At 68.1% G+C, this 21,419-nt stretch carries 17 protein-coding genes; 10 read left to right on the top strand and 7 right to left on the bottom strand.

The window, feature by feature from the left end; all coding sequences use genetic code 11:
* Positions 1–70: 70 nt before the first annotated feature.
* Entirely contained in the window at positions 71–1,408 is a 1,338-nt protein-coding gene (locus ACFV7R_RS17220; protein WP_385264184.1) for an MATE family efflux transporter, read from the top strand.
* Between the two features lie 159 nt (positions 1,409–1,567).
* On the opposite strand, the gene rplI is transcribed toward ACFV7R_RS17220, so the two are convergent.
* The 4 genes from rplI to rpsF all read right to left on the bottom strand — a co-directional run bounded on the left by rplI (position 1,568) and on the right by rpsF (position 3,281).
* The gene (gene rplI / locus ACFV7R_RS17215; RefSeq protein WP_129798819.1) at positions 1,568–2,014 is read right to left on the bottom strand and encodes a 50S ribosomal protein L9; all 447 of its coding nucleotides are present in this window, start codon (positions 2,012–2,014) and stop codon (positions 1,568–1,570) included.
* A gap of 18 nt (positions 2,015–2,032) precedes the next feature.
* Positions 2,033–2,269 (bottom strand): 30S ribosomal protein S18, encoded by a 237-nt coding sequence (gene rpsR, locus ACFV7R_RS17210; RefSeq protein ID WP_003949403.1) that lies wholly within the window; start codon positions 2,267–2,269, stop codon positions 2,033–2,035.
* Positions 2,270–2,328: 59 nt separating this feature from the next.
* Complete coding sequence (locus tag ACFV7R_RS17205; protein ID WP_385264182.1) at positions 2,329–2,913, bottom strand: single-stranded DNA-binding protein; 585 nt, start codon at positions 2,911–2,913, stop codon at positions 2,329–2,331.
* Between the two features lie 77 nt (positions 2,914–2,990).
* Positions 2,991–3,281 (bottom strand): 30S ribosomal protein S6, encoded by a 291-nt coding sequence (gene rpsF, locus ACFV7R_RS17200; protein ID WP_009189556.1) that lies wholly within the window; start codon positions 3,279–3,281, stop codon positions 2,991–2,993.
* Positions 3,282–3,544: 263 nt separating this feature from the next.
* Between rpsF and ACFV7R_RS17195 the strand changes: the two genes are divergently transcribed.
* From ACFV7R_RS17195 to ACFV7R_RS17185, 3 genes are all read left to right on the top strand, one after another.
* The gene (locus ACFV7R_RS17195; RefSeq protein ID WP_385264181.1) at positions 3,545–3,856 is read left to right on the top strand and encodes a hypothetical protein; all 312 of its coding nucleotides are present in this window, start codon (positions 3,545–3,547) and stop codon (positions 3,854–3,856) included.
* A 174-nt stretch (positions 3,857–4,030) separates the two neighbouring features.
* The gene (femX, locus tag ACFV7R_RS17190) at positions 4,031–5,152 is read left to right on the top strand and encodes a peptidoglycan bridge formation glycyltransferase FemX (RefSeq protein WP_129798822.1); all 1,122 of its coding nucleotides are present in this window, start codon (positions 4,031–4,033) and stop codon (positions 5,150–5,152) included.
* Between the two features lie 74 nt (positions 5,153–5,226).
* Positions 5,227–6,258 carry an alanine racemase gene (locus ACFV7R_RS17185; RefSeq protein WP_129798823.1) on the top strand — a complete coding sequence of 344 codons (1,032 nt, stop codon included), beginning with the start codon at positions 5,227–5,229 and terminating at the stop codon, positions 6,256–6,258.
* A 96-nt stretch (positions 6,259–6,354) separates the two neighbouring features.
* Here the strand turns inward: ACFV7R_RS17185 and ACFV7R_RS17180 are convergent, their stop codons facing one another.
* On the bottom strand, positions 6,355–7,863 hold the full coding sequence (locus tag ACFV7R_RS17180) for a glycosyltransferase family 87 protein (RefSeq protein WP_385264426.1): 1,509 nt from the start codon (positions 7,861–7,863) through the stop codon (positions 6,355–6,357).
* 96 nt (positions 7,864–7,959) lie between these two features.
* Positions 7,960–10,239, bottom strand: coding sequence for a transglycosylase domain-containing protein (locus ACFV7R_RS17175; RefSeq protein WP_385264424.1), 2,280 nt, complete (start codon positions 10,237–10,239; stop codon positions 7,960–7,962).
* Positions 10,240–11,045: 806 nt separating this feature from the next.
* On the opposite strand from ACFV7R_RS17175, the gene ACFV7R_RS17170 reads away from it, so the two are divergent.
* From ACFV7R_RS17170 to ACFV7R_RS17155, 4 genes are all read left to right on the top strand, one after another.
* The gene (locus ACFV7R_RS17170) at positions 11,046–11,729 is read left to right on the top strand and encodes a PadR family transcriptional regulator (protein WP_385264180.1); all 684 of its coding nucleotides are present in this window, start codon (positions 11,046–11,048) and stop codon (positions 11,727–11,729) included.
* Between the two features lie 45 nt (positions 11,730–11,774).
* Positions 11,775–12,857 carry an inositol-3-phosphate synthase gene (locus ACFV7R_RS17165; RefSeq protein ID WP_385264179.1) on the top strand — a complete coding sequence of 361 codons (1,083 nt, stop codon included), beginning with the start codon at positions 11,775–11,777 and terminating at the stop codon, positions 12,855–12,857.
* Between the two features lie 78 nt (positions 12,858–12,935).
* Positions 12,936–14,198 (top strand): MFS transporter, encoded by a 1,263-nt coding sequence (locus tag ACFV7R_RS17160; protein WP_385264177.1) that lies wholly within the window; start codon positions 12,936–12,938, stop codon positions 14,196–14,198.
* 125 nt (positions 14,199–14,323) lie between these two features.
* On the top strand, positions 14,324–14,785 hold the full coding sequence (locus ACFV7R_RS17155; RefSeq protein WP_385264175.1) for a hypothetical protein: 462 nt from the start codon (positions 14,324–14,326) through the stop codon (positions 14,783–14,785).
* Positions 14,786–14,900: 115 nt separating this feature from the next.
* On the opposite strand, the gene ACFV7R_RS17150 is transcribed toward ACFV7R_RS17155, so the two are convergent.
* On the bottom strand, positions 14,901–16,340 hold the full coding sequence (locus ACFV7R_RS17150) for a CCA tRNA nucleotidyltransferase (protein WP_385264174.1): 1,440 nt from the start codon (positions 16,338–16,340) through the stop codon (positions 14,901–14,903).
* Positions 16,341–16,610: 270 nt separating this feature from the next.
* On the opposite strand from ACFV7R_RS17150, the gene ACFV7R_RS17145 reads away from it, so the two are divergent.
* Positions 16,611–19,001 carry a DUF6049 family protein gene (locus tag ACFV7R_RS17145; protein WP_385264173.1) on the top strand — a complete coding sequence of 797 codons (2,391 nt, stop codon included), beginning with the start codon at positions 16,611–16,613 and terminating at the stop codon, positions 18,999–19,001.
* A gap of 43 nt (positions 19,002–19,044) precedes the next feature.
* A complete protein-coding gene (gene murJ / locus ACFV7R_RS17140) occupies positions 19,045–21,378 on the top strand; it encodes a murein biosynthesis integral membrane protein MurJ (RefSeq protein WP_385264172.1) in 2,334 nt (777 codons plus the stop codon).
* Positions 21,379–21,419: the final 41 nt, after the last annotated feature.

The following is a 21,419-nucleotide window of genomic DNA, read 5'->3' as shown; positions in this document are numbered from 1 at the left end:
ACCGCGAGACGGAAGGTAAGGGTCGCTATTGCTTTGCATCTCTTACCTGTGGACGATTAGATTGGTGCTCATGACACAGGCTCCTGCGCCCCTCAAGGCCGTCCGACGCCGGCACGATCGAGAGATCATCTCGCTGGCCGTCCCCGCCTTCGGCGCACTGGTCGCCGAGCCCCTCTTCGTACTCGCCGACAGCGCTATCGTCGGCCACCTCGGTACGGCGCAGCTCGCCGGACTCGGCGTCGCCTCCGCCCTTCTCACCACCGCGGTCAGCATCTTCGTCTTCCTCGCTTACGCCACCACGGCGGCCGTGGCCCGGCGCGTGGGCGCAGGCGAACTCCCTGCAGCCATCCGCCAGGGCATGGACGGCATCTGGCTGGCATTGCTGCTCGGCGCCGGTGTCATCGCCATCGTCCTGCCCATGGCCCCGTTCCTCGTGGAACTCTTCGGCGCCTCCGACACGGCGGCCCCGTACGCAACCACCTATCTGCGGATCTCTGCCCTCGGCATACCCGCGATGCTCGTCGTACTCGCCGCGACCGGTGTCCTGCGTGGCCTGCAGGACACCAGGACACCGCTCTATGTCGCCGTCGCGGGCTTCGTCGCCAACGCTGCTCTCAACGCGGGCCTCGTCTACGGCGCCGGCCTCGGTATCGCGGGCTCCGCCTGGGGCACCGTGATCGCTCAGTGGGGCATGGCCGCGGTCTATCTCGTGGTTGTCGTCCGCGGGGCCCGAAGGCACGGCGCCTCTCTGCGTCCCGACGCCGCCGGGATCAAGGCGTCTGCACAGGCCGGCGTACCGCTGCTGGTCCGCACGCTCTCACTGCGGGCGATCCTGATGATCGCCACGGCCGTTGCGGCTCGCCTCGGTGACGCCGATATCGCTGCGCACCAGATCATCCTGTCCCTGTGGAGCCTGCTTGCCTTCGCGCTCGATGCCATCGCGATCGCCGGACAAGCCATCATCGGACGCTATCTCGGTGCCAATGATGCCGAGGGAGCCCGCGATGTCTGCCGCCGCATGGTGCAGTGGGGCATCGTGGTCGGCCTTGCACTCGGCGTCCTGGTCGTGGTGAGCCGCCCGGTCTTCCTCTCCCTGTTCACGAGCGACTCCGCCGTGAAGGACGCCGCACTCCCCGCCCTGCTGGTGGTGGCGCTCTCCCAACCGCTCTGCGGCGTGGTTTTCGTCTTGGACGGTGTCCTCATGGGCGCTGGCGACGGGCCTTACCTTGCCTGGGCCATGCTGCTCACCCTGGCCGTCTTCACGCCCGTGGCGCTCTTCGTCCCCACCCTCGGCGGCGGGCTCACCGCGCTCTGGATCGCCATGACGCTGATGATGACGATTCGGGTACTCACCCTGTGGATCCGGGCCCGCTCGGGACGCTGGCTCGTCACGGGCGCCACGCGCTGAGAGAGCCGCGAGGAGACGCGCCCGTTCTGCTCGGTTTCACGTGAAACACAGCAGCGTTGACGGTGTTTCACGTGAAACACGCCGCCATGCCCCGGACATACCAGTGGGGCCGCACCCCAGAGGATGCGGCCCCACTGACTGCTTCAGCGAGCGCAGCGCTTACGCAGCGATGACCTCGATGTTGACCTTGGCGGCCACCTCGGGGTGCAGACGCACGGACGTCTCGTGGGCGCCCAGCGTCTTGATCGGAGAGCCGAGCTCGATACGACGCTTGTCGACCTCGGGGCCGCCGGCGGCCTTGATCGCCGAGGCGATGTCGGCCGGGGTGACGGAACCGAAGAGACGGCCGGCCTCGCCGGAGCGGACGGCCAGACGGACCTTCACACCCTCGAGCTGGGCCTTGACCTGGTTGGCCTGCTCGATGGTCTGGATCTCGTGGATCTTGCGAGCGCGACGAATCTGCTCGACGTCCTTCTCGCCACCCTTGGTCCAGCGGATAGCGAACTTCCGCGGGATGAGGTAGTTGCGAGCGTAACCGTCCTTGACGTCAACGACGTCGCCCGCGGCGCCGAGGCCGGAGACCTCGTGGGTGAGGATGATCTTCATGTGTTGGTCACCCTTCCCTTAGCGCGCAGTGGAGGTGTAGGGCAGCAGCGCCATCTCACGGCTGTTCTTGACGGCCGTGGCGACATCACGCTGGTGCTGCGTGCAGTTGCCGGTCACGCGACGGGCACGGATCTTGCCGCGGTCGGAAATGAACTTCCGCAGCATGTTCGTGTCCTTGTAGTCCACGTACGTGACCTTGTCCTTGCAGAAAGCGCAGACCTTCTTCTTCGGCTTGCGCACAGGCGGCTTCGCCATGGTGTTTCTCCTGTGTGATCAAGAAGTTTGGGTACGACCCACCTTTTAAGCCGTACGGCTCAGAAGGGGGGCTCGTCCGAGTAGCCGCCGCCGTTGCCGCCGCTGCCGCCGGAGCCACCGCCCCAGCCGCCGCCACCCTGCTGGCCACCGGCAGGAGCGCCGGTCGCCCACGGGTCTTCGGCAGGAGCGCCGCCGCCCTGCTGACCGCCGCCGGGGCCACCGCCCCAGCCGCCGCCCTGCTGGCCGCCACCGCCGCTGTAACCGCCCTGGCCACCGCGACCGGTGGTCTTGGTGACCTTGGCCGTGGCGTTGCGCAGGCTGGGGCCGACTTCCTCGACGTCCAGCTCGAAGACCGTGCGCTTGACACCCTCACGGTCCTCGTAGGACCGCTGCTTCAGCCGGCCCTGCACGACAACGCGCATGCCTCGCTGAAGCGACTCGGCGACGTTCTCCGCCGCCTGACGCCAGACCGAGCAGGTCAGGAAGAGGCTTTCGCCGTCCTTCCACTCATTCGTCTGGCGGTCGAAGGTGCGGGGGGTGGACGCGACACGGAACTTCGCGACCGCCGCACCGGACGGGGTGAAGCGCAGCTCGGGGTCATCGACAAGATTGCCGACGACCGTGATGACGGTCTCGCCTGCCATGGGTGAACCTCTCGGCGGGTGTGCTGCTGGCTGCTTGTGCTGCTACTCGAATCCCGAGATCAGCTGAGCGGAAGAGCTCAGTGGGTCTCGGGGCGAAGGACCTTGGTCCGGAGGACCGACTCGTTCAGGTTCATCTGGCGGTCGAGCTCCTTGACGACCGCAGGCTCGGCCTGCAGGTCGATGACCGAGTAGATGCCCTCGGGCTTCTTCTTGATCTCGTACGCGAGACGACGACGGCCCCAGGTGTCGACCTTCTCGACCTTTCCGCCACCGTCACGGACGACAGAAAGGAAGTTCTCGATCAGCGGGGAGACAGAGCGCTCCTCGAGATCGGGGTCGAGGATGACCATCACCTCGTAGTGACGCATGTGGAACCCACCTCCTTTGGACTCAGCGGCCACGGTCGTTCCGTGGCAGGAGGGTTGTGATGCGTACGCAACGGTATCGGCCGCCACTGACAATCGGGGGCCCGATCGGGCTTCCCGGCCGCGGCCTGGGCAGACACCGGTGCAGAGGGTACAGAGTACCCGCACACCGGCTTCCGGTTGAAATCCGGCGGTGAGGACCGTCAATCTGTACACATCGGGTGTGTATGGCGCTACGATGCGCCGCCTTCCGCAGGAGGTGCCCCATGGCACAGGCATTGCGACCCAACACCGCCGGATCCCTTTTCGCCACGGACGACAGGGCCCACCCCGTCCAGGACGCCCTGCTCGCGGTGACCCTGGTACTCGGAGCGGTCTCCTTCATCACGGCGATGTTCCACAGCCTGCATCTGCTGAGCTCGTGGACCGGTCTGGTGGGGATCATCACCGGCGCGTACGGCCAGTGGATCTCGGAAACGACCCGCGAACGCTTCGGACTGATCCTGGGCCTCGGCGCCTCGGCCATCGGCTTCTTCCTGGGCATGGCCCACGGTGGTCTCTTCGGCGGCCTCTTCTGACCTGCCGACACCGCACAGAGCCTCTCGAGGCAGGCTGATCACCGCCCCGGCCGCGACAGGCCGGGGCGAAGTCCCGTGTGCCCAGTCGGGGCGCTCGCAGGGCGCAGTAGGCTTCGGCGCGAGAGCCGGAGCCCCTGAACCCATGGGGACACACCAGCCCGAGGAGCGCCCCGAATGAGCCTGACCCTGAGGACCATCAGTCGCGAGCAGCATCTGGCCTATATCCAGAGCCTGCCGTCGGCGAGTCACATGCAGGTCCCGGCCTGGGCGGACGTCAAAGCGGAATGGCGCTCGGAGAACCTCGGCTGGTTCGACGAGCGGACCGGCGAGCTGGTCGGTGCGGGCCTGGTTCTCTATCGCCAGCTTCCCAAGATCAAGCGCTACCTCGCCTATCTCCCCGAGGGTCCGGTCATCAACTGGTTCGCGCCGAATCTCGACGACTGGATTCAGCCGATGCTGGCGCACCTCAAGCAGCAGGGCGCCTTCTCCGTGAAGATGGGGCCGCCGGTGATCATCCGGCGCTGGGAGGCCTCGTCCATCAAGCAGGGGATCCAGAACCCCGACGTCAAGCGCCTGCGTGACATCGAGGCCGACTTCATCGAGCCGCGTGCCTTCGAGGTCGCCGACAAGTTGCGCCGCATGGGCTGGCAGCAGGGTGAGGACGGGGGCGCCGGCTTCGGCGACGTACAGCCTCGTTACGTCTTCCAGGTGCCGCTGGCGAACCGCTCGCTGGAAGAGGTGCACAAGAACTTCAACCAGCTGTGGCGCCGCAACATCAAGAAGGCCGAGAAGGCGGGTGTCGAGGTCGTCCAGGGCGGCTACCACGATCTCGAGGAGTGGCAGCGGCTGTACGAGATCACCGCTGTGCGCGACCACTTCCGGCCTCGCCCGCTGTCGTACTTCCAGCGCATGTGGACGGCCCTCAACACCGAGGACCCCAACCGCATGCGGCTGTACTTCGCCCGCCACAACGGCGTGAACCTGTCGGCGGCGACGATGCTGATCGTCGGCGGGCACGTCTGGTACTCCTACGGTGCCTCCGACAACATCGGCCGTGAGGTCCGGCCCTCGAACGCGATGCAGTGGCGGATGCTGCGCGACGCCTACGCGCTCGGTGCCACCGTCTACGACCTGCGTGGCATCTCCGACTCGCTGGACGAGACCGACCACCTCTTCGGCCTGATCCAGTTCAAGGTCGGCACGGGCGGGCAGGCCGCCGAATACCTCGGCGAGTGGGACTTCCCGCTGAACAAGCTGCTCCACAAGGCGCTCGACATCTACATGTCGCGCCGCTGAGCCCCGGGCGTTTGGTTCGATAGCTTCCACACCTCTGATACACCGCAGCCACGAGAAAGGTTCCAGGTCCGGCCATGGCGCTCACGCTCTACGTCGACACCGCGCGCTGGCGGGCGCACCACAAGCACGTGCAGGAGCAGTTCCCGGGTCTCGTCCCGGTCTGCAAGGGCAACGGCTACGGGTTCGGGCACGAGCGGCTGGCGGAGGAGGCCACGCGGCTGGGCTCGGACATCCTCGCCGTCGGCACGACGTACGAAGCCGCGCGCATCAAGGACTGGTTCGGCGGTGATCTGCTGGTGCTGACGCCGTACCGGCGCGGCGAGGAGCCGGTTCCGCTGCCCGACCGGGTCATCCGCTCGGTGTCGTCGGTGGACGGCGTGTACGGCCTCGTGGGCGCCCGCGTGGTCATCGAGGTGATGTCCTCGATGAAGCGGCACGGCATCAGCGAGCGGGACCTGCCGCAGCTGCACGCCGCCATCGAGAACGTCCGTCTCGAGGGCTTCGCGATCCACCTGCCGCTGGACCGCACCGACGGCTCGGACGCCGTCGAGGAGGTCATCGGCTGGATGGACCGCCTGCGTGCGGCCCGGCTGCCGCTGCACACGATGTTCGTCAGCCACCTCAAGGCGGACGAACTCGCCCGGCTGCAGCAGCAGTTCCCGCAGACCCGCTTCCGCGCCCGTATCGGCACGCGGCTGTGGCTGGGGGACCACGAGGCCACCGAGTACCGCGGCGCGGTCCTGGACGTCACCCGCGTCACCAAGGGCGACCGCTTCGGCTACCGGCAGCAGAAGGCGGCCTCCGACGGCTTCCTGGTGGTCGTGGCGGGCGGTACGTCGCACGGGGTGGGCCTGGAGGCCCCGAAGGCGCTGCACGGCGTCATGCCGCGCGCCAAGGGCGTCGCCCGGGCCGGCCTCGCCACGGTCAACCGGAATCTCTCTCCGTTCGTCTGGGGCGGCAAGCAGCGCTGGTTCGCCGAGCCGCCGCACATGCAGGTGTCCATCCTGTTCGTGCCGGCCGACGCCCCCGAACCGAAGGTCGGTGACGAACTGGTGGCCCATCTGCGGCACACCACCACGCAGTTCGACCGGCTCATGGACCGCTGACGGCGGCCGACCCGCCCACGACAGCCAGAAGGCCGTACACGGAATCTCCGTGTACGGCCTTTCACGGCCTACGGCACCCTCCGGGAGGCCGTTCGCTCAGAGCGAACCGCCGGTCGCCTTCCCGCTGCCCCACTCCACCTGCGGCCCCTCGAAGTGGGCCGCGTGCTGCGGCGGATGGGCCGCAGGACCGAGTACGAAGACATCCGCCGCACGGTCGAGCACACCCCCCGAGGGGTCGTCCTCGCCGGACCGGCGCACCACGTCCCGGTCCGGCATGAGGATGTCGCGCACCACGATGACGCACAGGTACAGCGTCCCCAGCAGGTGCACCCCGATCGCCCAGTGGTAGCCGTCGGTCGGCAGCCCCTTGTGGGCGTCACCGCTGGTCGTGTACGCGAGGTACAGCCAGATCCCCAGGAAGTACGCCACCTCGCACGCCTGCCAGATCAGGAAGTCCCGCCACTTGGGCCGGGCCAGCGCGACCAGGGGGATCAGCCACAGGACGTACTGCGGCGAGTAGACCTTGTTGGTGAGGATGAACGCCGCGACGATCAGAAAGGCGAGCTGGGCGAACCGCGGGCGGCGCGGCGCCGTGAACGTGAGCACGGCGATGCCGACGCAGCACAGCAGCATCAGGAGCGTGGCAAGGGTGTTGACGGTCTCGGTGCTGAGCGGGTCGCTGGAGTTCTGGGCCATGATCAGCCAGAAGGACCCGAAGTCGACGCCCCGTTCCTGGCTGAACGTGTAGAACTTCGACCAGCCCTCGAAGGCGAAGAGCATCACCGGCCCGTTGACCACCAGCCAGGCGACGACCGCGCCTCCCAGTGCCTTGCCGAAGTCCCGCCACTTGCCGGCACGCCAGCACAGCACGAACAGAGGTCCCAGCAGGAAGAGGGGATAGAGCTTGGCAGCCGTGGCGAGCCCCAGGAGGACACCGAAGGCGAGGGAGCGGCCCCTGGACCACATCAGCATCGCCGCGGCCGTCAGGGCGACCGCCAGCAGATCCCAGTTGATGGTGGCGGTCAGCGCGAAGGCGGGCGCCAGGGCGACCAGCAGGCCGTCCCAGGGGCGCCGGGCATGCGTCCGGGTCACGCACACGGCGATGATGGCCGCACAGGCCATCAGCATCCCGGCGTTGGCCATCCAGTACCACTGCTCCTGGTCCTGGATGCTGCCGCTGCCGGGCGTGAGCCAGGCGGCCACCTCCATGAACACACCGGTCAGCACCGGGTACTCGAGGTATTCCATGTCGCCGGGGAGCTTGTCGAAGTACGGCACGAGCCCATCGGCGAAACCGCGCCCGTTGTAGAGGTGCGGAATGTCCGAATAGCACGCGTGCGTGTACTGCGAACTGGCGCCGAAGAACCAGCCGCCGTTGTAGCAGGGCGCCTTCTGGACCAGTCCGAGGACGAACATCCCGATCGCCACCAGAGCGATCACCCGTACGGGCGTCCACCAGGACGCCCCGAGCAGGGCGCGCCGCCCGATGGGGCCGCCGATCAGCTCACTGCCGCTTGCGGCGACCGCGTCGGCCGTGGTGGGCCGCACCTGGTCCGGCTCCTGCACGCTCGCTGGCGTCGTTTCTGCACTGGGCATGGAGCACATCCTGCCGTACGCGCCCAGGAGTACGCCGTGGGCCGCCGCACCCTGGGGGTGCGGCGGCCCACGTTTCACGTGAAACACCCTTTTCGGGCGCTACGGCTAACCGTCTGTGCCTGCGAAGAGGTCACCTCCGTTGCCGTTGCCGTTGCCGTTGCCACTGTCTCCGCCCGTATCCGTAGGGCTCGGTGACGTGGTCACACCGCCGTCTGTGCCTCCGGTATCGGTACCGCCATTGCCGTTGCCGCCATCGGTGGTCTCGCAGCCGAAGAAGCCACAGGTCTCGCTCACCGAGGGCGAGGGCGGGCCCTTGGTCTTACTGGGCGTCGGTGTCGGCGTCGGGCTCTCCTCCTCCTCGGTCTCGGTGACCGAGGGAGTGGGGGTCGGGGGCGGAACGTCGTTGACCACCACGCCGATGGGCTCGGGGGTCGGGAACTTCTCGGCCTTCTCGCCCTTCAGCGCCTGTTCCATGTAGTCGTGCCAGATCTCCGAGGGGAACGAGGCACCGTGAATCGACTCCTGGTCACCCGTCCCGTACATCTCGAGGAACGTGCGGTTCTTGATGGTCTCGTCGTCGGGATACCGGAACATGTTGATCGCGGTCGACAGCTGCGGGGTGTAGCCGACGAACCAGGCCGACTTGTTGCCGTCGGTGGTACCGGTCTTGCCGGCCACCTCACGACCCTGCAGCTGGGCGTTGGTACCAGTACCGTCCTCGACCACGGTCTTCAGGACGTCGGTGACGTTGTCGGCCACCTTCGACTCGAAGGCCCGCGCGGTCTTGACTTCGTGCTCGAAGACCGGGCCGTCCTTGTCCGTGACCTTCGAGACGGAGAACGGATCACGCCGCTCGCCGCTCGCCGCGAACGTGGCGTACGAGCTCGCCATGCGGATCGCACTGGGCTTGGAGATACCGAGGGAGAACGACGGGTACTCCGTGCCCGCCAGACTGCTCTCCAGTACGCCCGCGTCGACGGCGGCCTCCTTCACCTTGTCCAGACCGACGTCCATGCCGAGCTGCACGTAGGCGGAGTTCGCCGAGACCCTCATCGCCTCACGGAGGTCGATCTGGTAGTTCGGCGGGCTGCCCTCCGACTTGTCACCGTCGTTGACCTGCAGCCACTCCTCACCCTTCTCGTTCTGCCAGACCGACCCGTCGTAGTCCTTGATCTTGAGCTTGTTCTTGCCGCTGTACAGGCTCTTCGGGGACACCTTGGTCCGCTCGTCCTGCGCCTGCACTTCACCCAGCTCAGGGTCCCGCACCCCCCACTTCATGGCCGCCGCGAGCACGAACGGCTTGAACGTCGAACCGACCTGGGCGCCGGTTTCGTCGGCGTTGTTGGTGAAGTGCTTGGTCGCGTCCTCACCGCCGTAGATGGCGACGATGGCACCGGTGTCCGGGTCCACGGAGGCGCCGCCGAACTGGACGTGCGTGTCCGTGTCGGGCCGTTCCTTGGGCTTGATGTTCGCCTTCTGGACCTTCTTCACCGCGGTCTCGAGCTCCTTGACCTTCTTCTTGTCGAAGGTCGTGTAGATCGAGAGCCCGCCTTCCCGCAGCTTCCGCTCGGTGACGCCGGTCTTCTCGCTGTTGTTGATGAGGTAGGCGTTGGCCAGGTCGACGAGGTAGCCGATCTGGCCGCTCAGCGCGGTGTTGAAGCGCGGGTTCTGGACCTTGGGAAGCTTCGTGTACTTGGCGCGCTCCGCGGCGTCCAGGTGGCCGTACTCGACCATCTTCTCCAGGGTGTCCTGCATCTGACGCAGGGCCCGCTTCTTGTTGGCATCGGCGGTGGCACCGACCGGGTCGATGGAGGGCGAGCCCGCGGGGTCGTAGTACGTGGCGCCCTTGAGCGTGGCCGACAGGAACGCGCACTCGCCCGCGTTCAGCTTGATGGCGTCCTTGTTGAAGTACGCGCGCGCGGCGGCCTGGATCCCGTAGGCGTTGCGACCGTAGTAGGCGGAGTTCAGGTAGCCCTCCATGATCTCGTCCTTGTCGACCGAGGCGCCCACCTTGATGGAGACGAACAGCTCCTTGAACTTACGCGTGATCGTCTGCGACTGGTCGTCCAGCATCGCGTTCTTCACGTACTGCTGGGTGATGGTCGAGCCGCCCTGTGTCTCGCCACCCTGGGCCATGTTGAACACGGCTCGGGCGATGCCCCTCGGGTCGATACCGCTGTCGGTCCAGAAGGTCTTGTTCTCCTGGGAGATGACGGCGTTCTGCATGTCCCTCGGGATCTGCGACAGGTTGATGATCTGCCGGTTCGTCTCACCGCCCGTGGACACCATCTCGGTTTTGTCGGACCAGTAGTAGACGTTGTTCTGCGCCTCTGCGGTCTCGGCGACCTTCGGGACGCTGACCATGGCGTATCCGATGCCGGCCACGGCCACCAGGCTGCCGAAGAAGGCAAGGCACAGCCCGGAGAGCAGCTTCCAGGACGGCACCCAGCGGCGCCAGCCGTACCGTCCCGCGCGCGGATAGTCGACGAGCCGATTTCTGCCGGAGGCCGCTGCGCGTCCCCGCCCGGGCCCGTTCGGACCGCCGGGGACGGCCCGCCGGCCGCTCCGGCCGGGGTCCGCCGCTCTGCGGCGGCCCCCAACGCTTCTCTGTGCCGCGCGCCGGGCCTCGGCGCGGCCGCCGTACGGCCGCTCCTCGCCTCCCGGCCCGGGGAAACCCGACCCGTAAGAGTCGGATGGAGACCCGGTGGCGCCTCGCGGTGCCGCACGGCGGCCGGAGGACGCACCGGACTGGCCGCGTCGGGCCGCGGCACGTCCGCCTTCCTGCGGCTGCGGCGGTTTGCGACGGTGCTCGCTCATCGAACGACTACTCCTAGGGCAGGCGCACCCTGGCGCGCCTGGAAACGGCGGCTGGTTTCCGGTCCCCCCGAAGTACGGATGTGGTCGGTTCCGCATTCACCCGTACTGCACCGAGGACGAGGACGCCCCCAGACGCAACTCGGTTCCCGGTGATGTGCATGCCGCACAGACTACGCAGCCACGAAACCTACCTAGGTCTGAAATTCACCCCAAATCAGGCAACTTACTTGCAACGAATCAGTGATGTGATCCCGTTCACCGTCCACGCTCTTGTCGCATCCACAACACCGTTCTATCGTGCTGATGTATCGAGTCGATACATCAGCACGGCATAAAGACCGTGACGGTCCGACCGCAGCAGAGAGGGGGCGACGATGAGCCGGCGTTCCGGGATCCTCGAGTTCGCCGTACTCGGCCTGCTCCGCGAGTCACCGATGCACGGCTACGAGCTGCGCAAACGACTCAATACGTCACTGGGCGTGTTCCGTGCGTTCAGCTACGGGACGCTCTATCCCTGCCTCAAGACGCTGGTCGCCAACGGCTGGTTGATCGAGGAACCGGGGAACACATCCGAGGAAGCCCTCGCCGCCCCACTGACCGGACGCCGCGCCAAGATCGTCTATCGGCTGACGGCGGAAGGTAAGGAGCACTTCGAGCAGCTGCTCGCGCAGACGGGCCCCGACGCGTACGAGGACGAGCACTTCGCCGCCCGGTTCGCCTTCTTCGGCCAGACCTCCCGGGACGTACGCATGCGCGTACTGGAGGGCCGCCGCAGCCGGCTGGAGGAGCGGCTGGAGAAGATGCGGGCCTCCCTGGCCCGCACTCGGGAGCGCCTCGACGACTACACCCTTGAGCTCCAGCGCCACGGAATGGAGTCCGTGGAGCGCGAAGTGCGCTGGCTGAACGAGCTCATCGAGAGCGAGCGGGCCGGGCGGGACCTTCGTGGTTCCGCCACCGGGGGGCCCGCTCAGCAGGACACCACATCTGGAGCGTCAGGCGACCTGCCCCGGCCCGGGGACACCTCCCGGCCGGATTCGCCCGACGACACCGCCATGTGAGGTTCCCGTCAGGGCCTCACCGAGTACACACAGGGAGCAACCGGAATGGGTTCGGTTCGCGTAGCCATCGTCGGCGTCGGCAACTGCGCCGCGTCGCTGGTGCAGGGAGTCGAGTACTACAAGGACGCCGACCCGGCGTCCAAGGTCCCCGGCCTGATGCACGTCCAGTTCGGTGACTACCACGTTCGTGACGTGGAGTTCGTCGCCGCGTTCGATGTCGACGCGAAGAAGGTCGGCCTCGACCTCGCGGATGCCATCGGCGCCTCCGAGAACAACACCATCAAGATCTGCGACGTGCCGAACACCGGTGTGACCGTCCAGCGCGGCCACACCCTCGATGGTCTCGGCAAGTACTACCGCGAGACCATCGAGGAGTCCGCCGAGGAGCCGGTCGACATCGTCCAGGTCCTCAAGGACAAGCAGGTCGACGTCCTCGTCTGCTACCTGCCCGTCGGCTCCGAGGACGCAGCGAAGTACTACGCCCAGTGCGCCATCGACGCCAAGGTCGCCTTCGTCAACGCCCTCCCGGTCTTCATCGCCGGCACCAAGGAGTGGGCGGACAAGTTCACCGAGGCGGGCGTCCCGATCGTCGGCGACGACATCAAGTCGCAGGTGGGCGCCACGATCACGCACCGCGTCATGGCGAAGCTGTTCGAGGACCGGGGCGTCATCCTGGACCGCACGATGCAGCTGAACGTCGGCGGCAACATGGACTTCAAGAACATGCTCGAGCGTGACCGCCTGGAGTCCAAGAAGATCTCCAAGACGCAGGCCGTCACCTCGCAGATCCCCGACCGGGAGCTCGGCGAGAAGAACGTCCACATCGGCCCGTCCGACTACGTCGCCTGGCTCGACGACCGCAAGTGGGCGTACGTCCGCCTCGAGGGCCGCGCCTTCGGTGACGTTCCGCTGAACCTGGAGTACAAGCTGGAGGTCTGGGACTCCCCGAACTCCGCCGGTGTCATCATCGACGCTCTGCGCGCCGCGAAGATCGCCAAGGACCGCGGCATCGGCGGCCCGATCCTCTCCGCCTCGAGCTACTTCATGAAGTCCCCGCCGGTCCAGTACTTCGACGACGAGGCCCGCGAGAACGTCGAGAAGTTCATCCAGGGTGCGGTCGAGCGCTAAGTCGACCCCTTTTGCGGTCAGTTGAGGGTCCTCGGGGCACTGCCCCCGGGGACCCTCCCCGTATGTGAGGCTGTGCCCATGGCCGTCGTGCGCGATCTGCGCGTCCTGCTCCGATTCCGGGACTTCCGGCGCCTGCTCGCCGTACGGCTTCTCTCCCAGGGCGCCGACGGCGTCTACCAGGTCGGGCTCGCGACCTACGTCGTCTTCTCCCCGGAGAAGCAGACCTCGGCCACCGCGATCGCCTCGGCCATGGCGGTGCTGCTCCTCCCGTACTCCCTGGTGGGCCCCTTCGCCGGCGTCCTGCTGGACCGCTGGCGTCGCCGGCAGGTCTTTCTGTACGGCAACCTGCTGCGCGCCCTGCTGGCGTCGACGACGGCGGTGCTGATGCTGAGCCCCGTCCCGGACTGGCTCTTCTACGTCTCCGCCCTGTGCGTCACCGCCGTCAACCGCTTCGTCCTCGCGGGCCTGTCCGCGGCGCTGCCCCGCGTGGTCGACAAGGACCGCCTGGTCATGGCCAACTCCCTGTTCCCGACGGCCGGTACCCTCGCCGCGACCGCGGGCGGCGGCCTCGCCTTCGTCGTACGGCTGCTGATCGCGGACTCGGACACGGTGGTGGTACTGCTGGGCGCCGTGCTGTATCTGTGCTCGGCGTTGGCCTCCCTGCGTATCGCCCGGGACCTGCTGGGTCCGGACCGTGATCTGGTGCAGCCACGGCTGGCGGCGGCGCTCTCCGGAACCACCCGTGACCTCGTGGCCGGAGTACGCCACCTCGCCGCGCCGACACGCCGGGACGCCGCCTGGGCGCTTGCGTCGATGACGCTGATGCGGTTCTGCTACGGCGCCCTGACGGTCATGCTGCTGATGCTCTGCCGGTACGCCCTGACCACGAACACGGACGACGGACTCGCCCTGCTGGGGCTGGCGGTGGGAATCTCCGGCGCCGGCTTCTTCGCGGCGGCCGTGCTGACTCCCTGGGCCGCGGGACAGCTCGGCCCCGGAGGCTGGATCGTCGTCTGCGCGGCATCCGCTGCCGTCCTGGTGCCCGCCCTCGGCCTCCCGTTCGCCACCGCACCCGTCCTGGTCGCGGCCTTCGTCCTGGGCCTCACCACGCAGGGCGCAAAGATCTCCACGGACACGATCGTGCAGTCGTCGGTCGACGACGGCTTCCGCGGCCGGATCTTCTCCCTCTACGACGTCCTGTTCAACATCGCCTTCGTCGGCGCCGCCGGTGTGGCCGCGCTGATGCTGCCGCCGGACGGGCGCTCGGTGCACCTGGTGCTCACGGTGGCTGCGCTCTACGGGGCGGTTGCGGCAGCTATGGCCCGCTTTGAACTCCGGTAAGTGTCACATCAGTGCCACAGAGTCACTCCCGGCTGTGGAGTTGTCAGTGGGGCCCGCTAACTTACGTGGGTCTTATGCGCGCGCCTGCTGTGCGCCGCACACCTACGTTTCAGGGGGACCCCCAAGTGACAACTCCGCCGCCCCAGGGCAACCCGTTCGCGCAGGGCCAGCCGCAAGGCCAGAACCCCTACGCGCAGGGCCAGCCCCAGGCCCCGTACCCGCCACAGGGCACGGCACCGTACGCGCCGGTTCCGCCGGAGCGGCCGAAGCGCGGGATCAAGCAGTACCTGCGCATAGGCGTCATCGTCGCTGGCCTCCTCTTTGCCGCCGTCAGCTGGTACATCAGTAACGACGACACCAAGAAGCTGGCTGTCGGCGACTGCCTGACCAACAATGGCACGGACGACTCCGCCGAGATCGAACAGCTGGACTGCAGCGACTCCAAGGCCGACTACAAGGTCCTCAAGAAGGACAACAGCACCAGCGTGTCCATGCTCGCCTGCCAGTCGGTGGAGGGGACGACCGCGGCCATCGAATGGACGGAAGGCAGCGACTCGTTCGTCCTCTGCCTGGGGGACAACAAGTAGCACCTGAACATGCCGATGGGCGGTGTTTCACGTGAAACACCGCCCATCGGCATCTAGTGAGGGGTCATGTTTCACGTGAAACATGACCCCGTTTCACCGACCCCGTTTCACCGCCTCAGCCCTGTGCGGCCCACCACTCCTTGAGTGCCGCGACAGCCGCATCGTGCTCCATGGGCCCGTTCTCCAGGCGCAGTTCCAGCATGTGCTTGTAGGCGCGACCCACAGCAGGACCAGGCTTGATGTCCAGGAGCTCCATGATCTGGTTGCCGTCGAGGTCGGGCCGGATGGCGTCCAGTTCCTCCTGCTCCTGCAACTGGGCGATCCGCTTCTCCAGGCCGTCGTACGCCCGCGACAACGCCGCCGCCTTGCGCTTGTTCCGTGTTGTGCAGTCCGAGCGGGTCAGCTTGTGCAGACGGTCGAGAAGGTGCCCCGCGTCCCTTACGTAACGCCGGACCGCGGAGTCGGTCCACTCCCCGGTCCCGTAGCCGTGGAAGCGGAGGTGGAGCTCGACCAGGCGTGAGACGTCCTTCACCAGTTCGTTGGAGTACTTCAGGGCCGTCATGCGCTTCTTGGTCATCTTCGCCCCGACCACCTCGTGGTGGTGGAACGAGACCCGGCCGTCCTTCTCGAAGCGGCGCGTCCGCGGCTTGCCGATGTCATGCAGCAGCGCGGCCAGGCGGAGGGTCAGGTCCGGGCCGTTCTCCTCCAGCGCGATCGCCTGCTCCAGGACGATCAGGGTGTGGTCGTAGACGTCCTTGTGGCGGTGGTGCTCGTCACGCTCCAGCCGCAGCGCCGGCAGCTCCGGCAGCACATGATCGGCGAGCCCGGTGTCGACCAGCAGAGCCAGCCCCTTGCGCGGGTGGGCGGAGAGGATCAGCTTGTTCAGTTCGTCCCGCACCCGCTCGGCCGAGACGATCTCGATGCGCCCGGCCATCTCCTTCATCGCCGCGACGACCTCGGGGGCCACCTCGAAATCGAGCTGGGCCGCGAAACGGGCCGCCCGCATCATCCGAAGCGGGTCGTCCGAGAAGGACTCCTCGGGCGTGCCCGGAGTGCGCAGGACCCGCGCCGCCAGATCGTCCCGCCCGCCGTACGGATCGATGAACTTGTTCTCCGGGAGCGCGACGGCCATCGCGTTCACGGTGAAGTCACGCCGGACGAGGTCCTCCTCGATGGAGTCGCCGTACGACACCTCGGGCTTGCGCGACGTCCGGTCGTACGCCTCCGACCGGTAGGTGGTCACCTCGATCTGGAAGCCGTCCTTCTGGGCACCGACCGTGCCGAAGGCGATGCCCACGTCCCACACGGAGTCCGCCCACGGCCGCACGATCTTCAGAACGTCCTCGGGGCGGGCGTCGGTCGTGAAGTCCAGGTCGTTGCCGAGCCGGCCCAGCAGCGCATCCCGGACCGAGCCGCCGACCAGGGCAAGTGAGAATCCCGTCTCCTGGAAGCGGCGGGCGAGGTCGTCGGCGACCGGGGCGACCCGCAGCGGCTCACTCACCGCGCGGTGCCGCACCTGGCTCAGGGCACTGGTGTCATCGTTGGCGTTCGGCACAACAGAAGAGGGTACGTGGCCCGGACGGCCGCGAGCGCCTCGATTGATCGCACGCAAACACCGCTGTCGATACGGGCACAAGGTCAGCCCTCACGACGTACGCAGGCGTTCCTCTTGATACGCGCATTTATACGCGCACATACGGGACGCGGCCCCGCCTTCCCCCGATCCTGTGGAGCAGTCCGCGGCACTTCCCCTCAGCGCGCATCGTTACCATGCGTGGACGCACATTCCGACGACCACTGACGACGACGAGGGACGGACCAGCGCGTGGCCGAGGCGGCAGACTTCCAGGGGACGAGTCCCTCACCTGCCCGCCGGTGGATGAGGCGCACCGCGGCGCTGCTGGCCAGTGCGCCCCTGCTGGCGGGCCTGCTCCAGCTCCCCGCCGCCCCTGCCGCGGACGCCGCCGGACAGACCTCCGCGCGGGCTGCCTCCGGCTCCCGCACAGTCACCGTCGCCCTCGATTCACTCAGTCCCAGCGCACCCACCGAGGGCGACACGCTGACCGTCTCCGGCACGGTGACCAACAACGGCAAGCAGGCGGTCACCGACGCCCATGTGGATCTGCGTGTGGGCCCCGAGCTGACGACCCGATCGGCGATCGACATCGCTGCCAAGCGCACCGGGTACGTACCGGGCGCCGACGGCACGGCGATCGGCGGCTCGTTCACGCAGGAGTTCGCCAAGCTGACTCCGGGCGTCGGCGAGCGCTTCAGTATCTCCGTACCGGTCGACGACCTGGACCTGGGCGGTAACGGTGTCTACCAGCTCGGCGTCTCGCTGTCCGGCGAGACGGCCGCGCAGCCCTGGGAGCAGGTGCTGGGCATCGAGCGGACGTTCCTGCCGTGGCAGCCCGACGAAGCGGACACGAGGACGAAGACCACGGTCCTGTGGCCGCTGGTGTCCACCGGGCACATGACGGCGGAGACGGGCTCGAACGAACAGCAGACGCCGGTCTTCCTCAACGACGACCTCGCCAAGGAGATCGCCCCGGGCGGCCGTCTGGAGCAGCTGGTGTCGCTGGGCAAGGACCTCGACGTCACCTGGGTGATCGACCCGGACCTCCTGGCCTCCGTCGACGCGATGACGCGCGGCTACCGGGTCCAGGGCGAGGGCGAGACCCCCACGGCGGGCACCCACCAGGCGGTCGCGAAGCAGTGGCTGGCCGACCTGCAGAAGGCGGTGGCGGACAAGGAGGTCGTCGCCCTGCCCTTCGCCGACCCGGACCTCGCCTCCCTCGCCCACAACGGCACGGACGTCACCGGCTCACTGAGCCAGTTCAAGGCGGCCACCGACGTCGCCGCCACCACGGTGAAGACCGTGCTCCACGTGACACCGAGCACCGACTTCGCCTGGCCCGTGGACGGCGCCGTGGACCCGTCGATCGTCAAGGTCGCCACCTCCGCCGGCGCCGACAAGGTGATCGCCCGCAACGACAGCCTGGAGGAGACCGGCGGCCTGCCGTACACGCCTTCCGCGGCCCGCCCCATCGGCGGCGGCACCACAGCGGTGGTCGCGGACGCGCGGCTGTCGACGGCTTTCCAGGGCGATCTGACCAAGGCGTCCGCCAACACACTGGCCGTACAGAAGTTCCTCGCCCAGAGCCTCGCCCTCAACCTCCAGACGAACCAGCAGCGCAGCATCGTCATCGCCCCGCAGCGCATGCCGACCGCCAGCCAGGCCCGGGCCACGGCCGAAGCGGTCACGGCCCTGCAGGCCGGCACCTGGACGGAGGCCCAGGAGCTCACCGCGGCCGCCGAGGCCAAGCCGGACCCCGGCGCCACCACGAACGTGCCGTCGACCTCCGACTACCCGTCCTCGCTGCGCAAGCAGGAACTGCCCCGCTCGGCCTTCGAACAGATCGCGCAGACGCAGGACAAGCTCGACAGCTTCAAGGTGATCCTCACCCAGCAGTCCCGGGTGGTGACCCCCTTCGGGCGGGCCATAAACCGCGAGATGTCCACGTCGTGGCGCGGCCTGGCCACCGAGGCCCGGGGTTACCGCGACGGCGTGGAGTCGTATCTCGACGACCTGTCCGAAGGGGTCACGCTGATCGACAAGTCGGAGACCAAACTCTCCGGCCGCAGTGCCACGATCCCGGTGACCGTGCAGAACAACCTGGTCCAGGGCGTCGACAACCTGGTCCTGCGGCTGACCTCGACCAGCCCGACCCGCCTCGAGATCGACGGCAAGGCCTATGACGAGCAGCCCGTCACCGTCTCCGGCGGCCACAGCCAGTCCGTGAAGTTCACCACGTCCGCCAACGCCAACGGCCGGGTGACCGTCTACGCCCAGCTGTTCACGGAGGACGGCCATCCGTACGGGGCACCCGTCCGCTTCGACGTGAAGGTCACCGAGATCACGGCCACGGTGATGCTGGTCATCGGCGGCGGTGTCCTGCTGCTCGTCCTGGCCGGCTTCCGGATGTACACCCAGCGCAAGCGCGCGGCTGCCCACGAGGCCGACGGGGACGCCCCCGAGACCGCGGACGAGCCCGACGACGGTCCGCAGAACCCCGAAAGCCCCGAACACCGTCTCAGGGAGGAGTCGGGCACCCGGCCCGGGGCAGGCGCCCCGGAGCAGCCGAGTGACCCGACACCGGACACCTCAGCGGAAAGCGCCGACCCGTCCGGGACGGGTGAGAGAGTGGACCGTTGACATGTCGTGGCCGGTGGGCCCGGGACGATGAGGTGGGGTAACCATGAACGCGCCGTACGACGGTGACCGCGGCCAGGCCGCGGGCAGCTCGGGCTACCCCGAGGGCCCGCCGCCCGAGCACGGCCGGGTGCCGCCGCAGCACCCCGCGGACATGTACCTCCAGGACGCCTACGATCAGGACCCCTACCGGGACCAGGACCTCTCGGCCCAGGACCCGGTCGCCGAGGCGCTCTACGACCGCGCCGCACACCCCCCGCCGCCCCCGGGCACGTACCAGTCGCCGCAGCAGCTGTACGCCCAGCCGCCCCAGTCGCCGTACGCCCCCGACCCCCGCGTGTGGGCCCAGACCCCGCCGCCCGAGCCGGAGGGCCCCACCCAGTACCTGCCGTACGGCGACGACCCCCGCACGACCCAGTACGTCGGCGTCGACGACCTGGTCACCCAGGTCGGCGGCGAGCGCCACGAGCCGGACGCCTTCGCGCACCTCTTCCGGGACCAGCAGCAGGGCGGTGCCCATCCGTCGATGCAGCACCCCGGTGTGCCGGGTCCGAGCGTCGCACCCGGCACGGGCCAGGGGCCGACGGGACAGTACGGCGGGGCCCCTGCGGCAGCCGGGCCGTACGGCGGCGCCCAGACGTCGCCGGAGCAGCACCAGGCAACTGCCGGGCAGTACCAGGCATCGGTCCAGCAGTACCCGGCGCCCCCGTCCCCGCCCGCCGACGAGACACCCGTGGCGGCGAAGAAGGGCGGACGGGCCGGAGGCCTGCTGAAGTCCAGCGCCGTGATGGCGGCGGGCACGATGGTGTCCCGTCTCACGGGGTTCGTACGGTCGGCGATGATCGTTTCGGCGCTGGGTGTCGGCCTGCTCGGTGACACCTTCCAGGTCGCGTACCAGCTGCCGACCATGATCTACATCCTGACGGTCGGCGGTGGCCTCAACTCCGTCTTCGTGCCGCAACTCGTCCGCGCCATGAAGGACGACGAGGACGGCGGCGAAGCCTATGCGAACAGGCTGCTGACGCTGGTCATGGTGACGCTCGGCGCGCTCACTGTGCTCTCCGTCTTCGGTGCGCCACTTCTCATCCGCCTGATGTCCGACGCGGTCGCCAGTGACCCCGCCGCCAACGAGGTCGGCGTCACGTTCGTTCGCTACTTCATGCCCTCGATCTTCTTCATGGGCATCCATGTGGTGATGGGTCAGATCCTCAACGCCCGTGGCCGTTTCGGCGCGATGATGTGGACTCCGGTCCTGAACAACATCGTCATCATCGTGACGCTCGGCATGTTCCTCTGGGTGTACGGAACTGCCGAGCACTCGGGCATGACGGTCACGAACATTCCACCGGAGGGCCAACGGCTCCTCGGTATCGGCGTGCTGCTCGGCCTCGTCGTGCAGGCGCTGGCGATGATCCCGTACCTGCGGGAGACCGGATTCCGGCCTCGGCTGCGCTTCGACTGGAAGGGTCATGGCCTCGGCAAGGCCGTGACGCTCGCGAAGTGGACCGTCCTGTTCGTCCTCGCCAACCAGGCCGGCGCGCTCGTCGTCACCCAACTGTCCACGGCGGCGGGCAAGGACTCGCCTGTCGACGGCACCGGCTTCGCCGCCTACGCCAACGCCCAGCTCATCTGGGGCCTGCCCCAGGCGATCATCACCGTCTCCCTGATGGCCGCCCTGTTGCCCCGCCTCGCGCGCTCCGCGGCGGAGGACGACGGCGGCGCCGTCCGCGACGACATCTCGCAGGGACTGAGGACGACGGCAGTCGCGATCGTGCCCCTCTCCTTCGGCTTCGTGGCACTCGGCATCCCCATGTGCACGCTGATGTTCGGTTCGTCGGGCACCAGCGAGGCCACCAACATGGGCTACATGCTGATGGCCTTCGGCCTCGGCCTGATCCCGTACTCCGTGCAGTACGTCGTCCTGCGCGCGTTCTACGCGTACGAAGACACCCGCACGCCCTTCTACAACACAGTGATCGTGGCCGCGGTCAACGCCGGCGCCTCGGCCCTGTGCTTCTTCCTGATCCCGTCCCGCTGGGCCGTCGTAGGCATGGCCGCCTCCTACGGCCTCGCCTACGCCATCGGCGTCGGAGTCGCCTGGCGCCGACTGCGCAAGCGCCTGGGCGGTGACCTCGACGGCACCCGTGTGCTGCGCACGTACGCGCGGCTGAGCATCGCCTCGGTTCCGGCGGCGCTGCTGAGCGGCGCGGCCTGCTACGGCATCACCCGGGCCCTCGGCCAGGGCGTCGCCGGTTCCTTCGCCGCGCTGCTGGCCGGCGGTGCCGTCCTGCTGGGCATCTTCTACGTCGCCGCCCGCCGCATGCGGATCGCGGAGCTGAACTCGCTCGTCGGCATGGTCCGCGGGCGTCTGGGTCGCTGAATCGGGGGGTACGCGCACAACCATCGTCCGCCACCGTGTGT

The organism is Streptomyces sp. NPDC059866 (assembly GCF_042731325.1).
Taxonomy (GTDB): domain Bacteria; phylum Actinomycetota; class Actinomycetes; order Streptomycetales; family Streptomycetaceae; genus Streptomyces; species Streptomyces flavusporus.
This window is presented reverse-complemented; position numbering and strand designations above follow the sequence as displayed.

Excerpts from the sequence above, each read along its gene's own strand:
- ACFV7R_RS17220 (WP_385264184.1), top strand. The coding sequence starts at position 71 with ATGACACAGGCTCCTGCGCCCCTCAAGGCCGTCCGACGCCGGCACGAT.
- rplI (WP_129798819.1), bottom strand. The coding sequence starts at position 2,014 with ATGAAGATCATCCTCACCCACGAGGTCTCCGGCCTCGGCGCCGCGGGC.
- rpsR (WP_003949403.1), bottom strand. The coding sequence starts at position 2,269 with ATGGCGAAGCCGCCTGTGCGCAAGCCGAAGAAGAAGGTCTGCGCTTTC.
- ACFV7R_RS17205 (WP_385264182.1), bottom strand. The coding sequence starts at position 2,913 with ATGGCAGGCGAGACCGTCATCACGGTCGTCGGCAATCTTGTCGATGAC.
- rpsF (WP_009189556.1), bottom strand. The coding sequence starts at position 3,281 with ATGCGTCACTACGAGGTGATGGTCATCCTCGACCCCGATCTCGAGGAG.
- ACFV7R_RS17195 (WP_385264181.1), top strand. The coding sequence starts at position 3,545 with ATGGCACAGGCATTGCGACCCAACACCGCCGGATCCCTTTTCGCCACG.
- femX (WP_129798822.1), top strand. The coding sequence starts at position 4,031 with ATGAGCCTGACCCTGAGGACCATCAGTCGCGAGCAGCATCTGGCCTAT.
- ACFV7R_RS17185 (WP_129798823.1), top strand. The coding sequence starts at position 5,227 with ATGGCGCTCACGCTCTACGTCGACACCGCGCGCTGGCGGGCGCACCAC.
- ACFV7R_RS17180 (WP_385264426.1), bottom strand. The coding sequence starts at position 7,863 with ATGTGCTCCATGCCCAGTGCAGAAACGACGCCAGCGAGCGTGCAGGAG.
- ACFV7R_RS17170 (WP_385264180.1), top strand. The coding sequence starts at position 11,046 with ATGAGCCGGCGTTCCGGGATCCTCGAGTTCGCCGTACTCGGCCTGCTC.
- ACFV7R_RS17165 (WP_385264179.1), top strand. The coding sequence starts at position 11,775 with ATGGGTTCGGTTCGCGTAGCCATCGTCGGCGTCGGCAACTGCGCCGCG.
- ACFV7R_RS17160 (WP_385264177.1), top strand. The coding sequence starts at position 12,936 with ATGGCCGTCGTGCGCGATCTGCGCGTCCTGCTCCGATTCCGGGACTTC.
- murJ (WP_385264172.1), top strand. The coding sequence starts at position 19,045 with ATGAACGCGCCGTACGACGGTGACCGCGGCCAGGCCGCGGGCAGCTCG.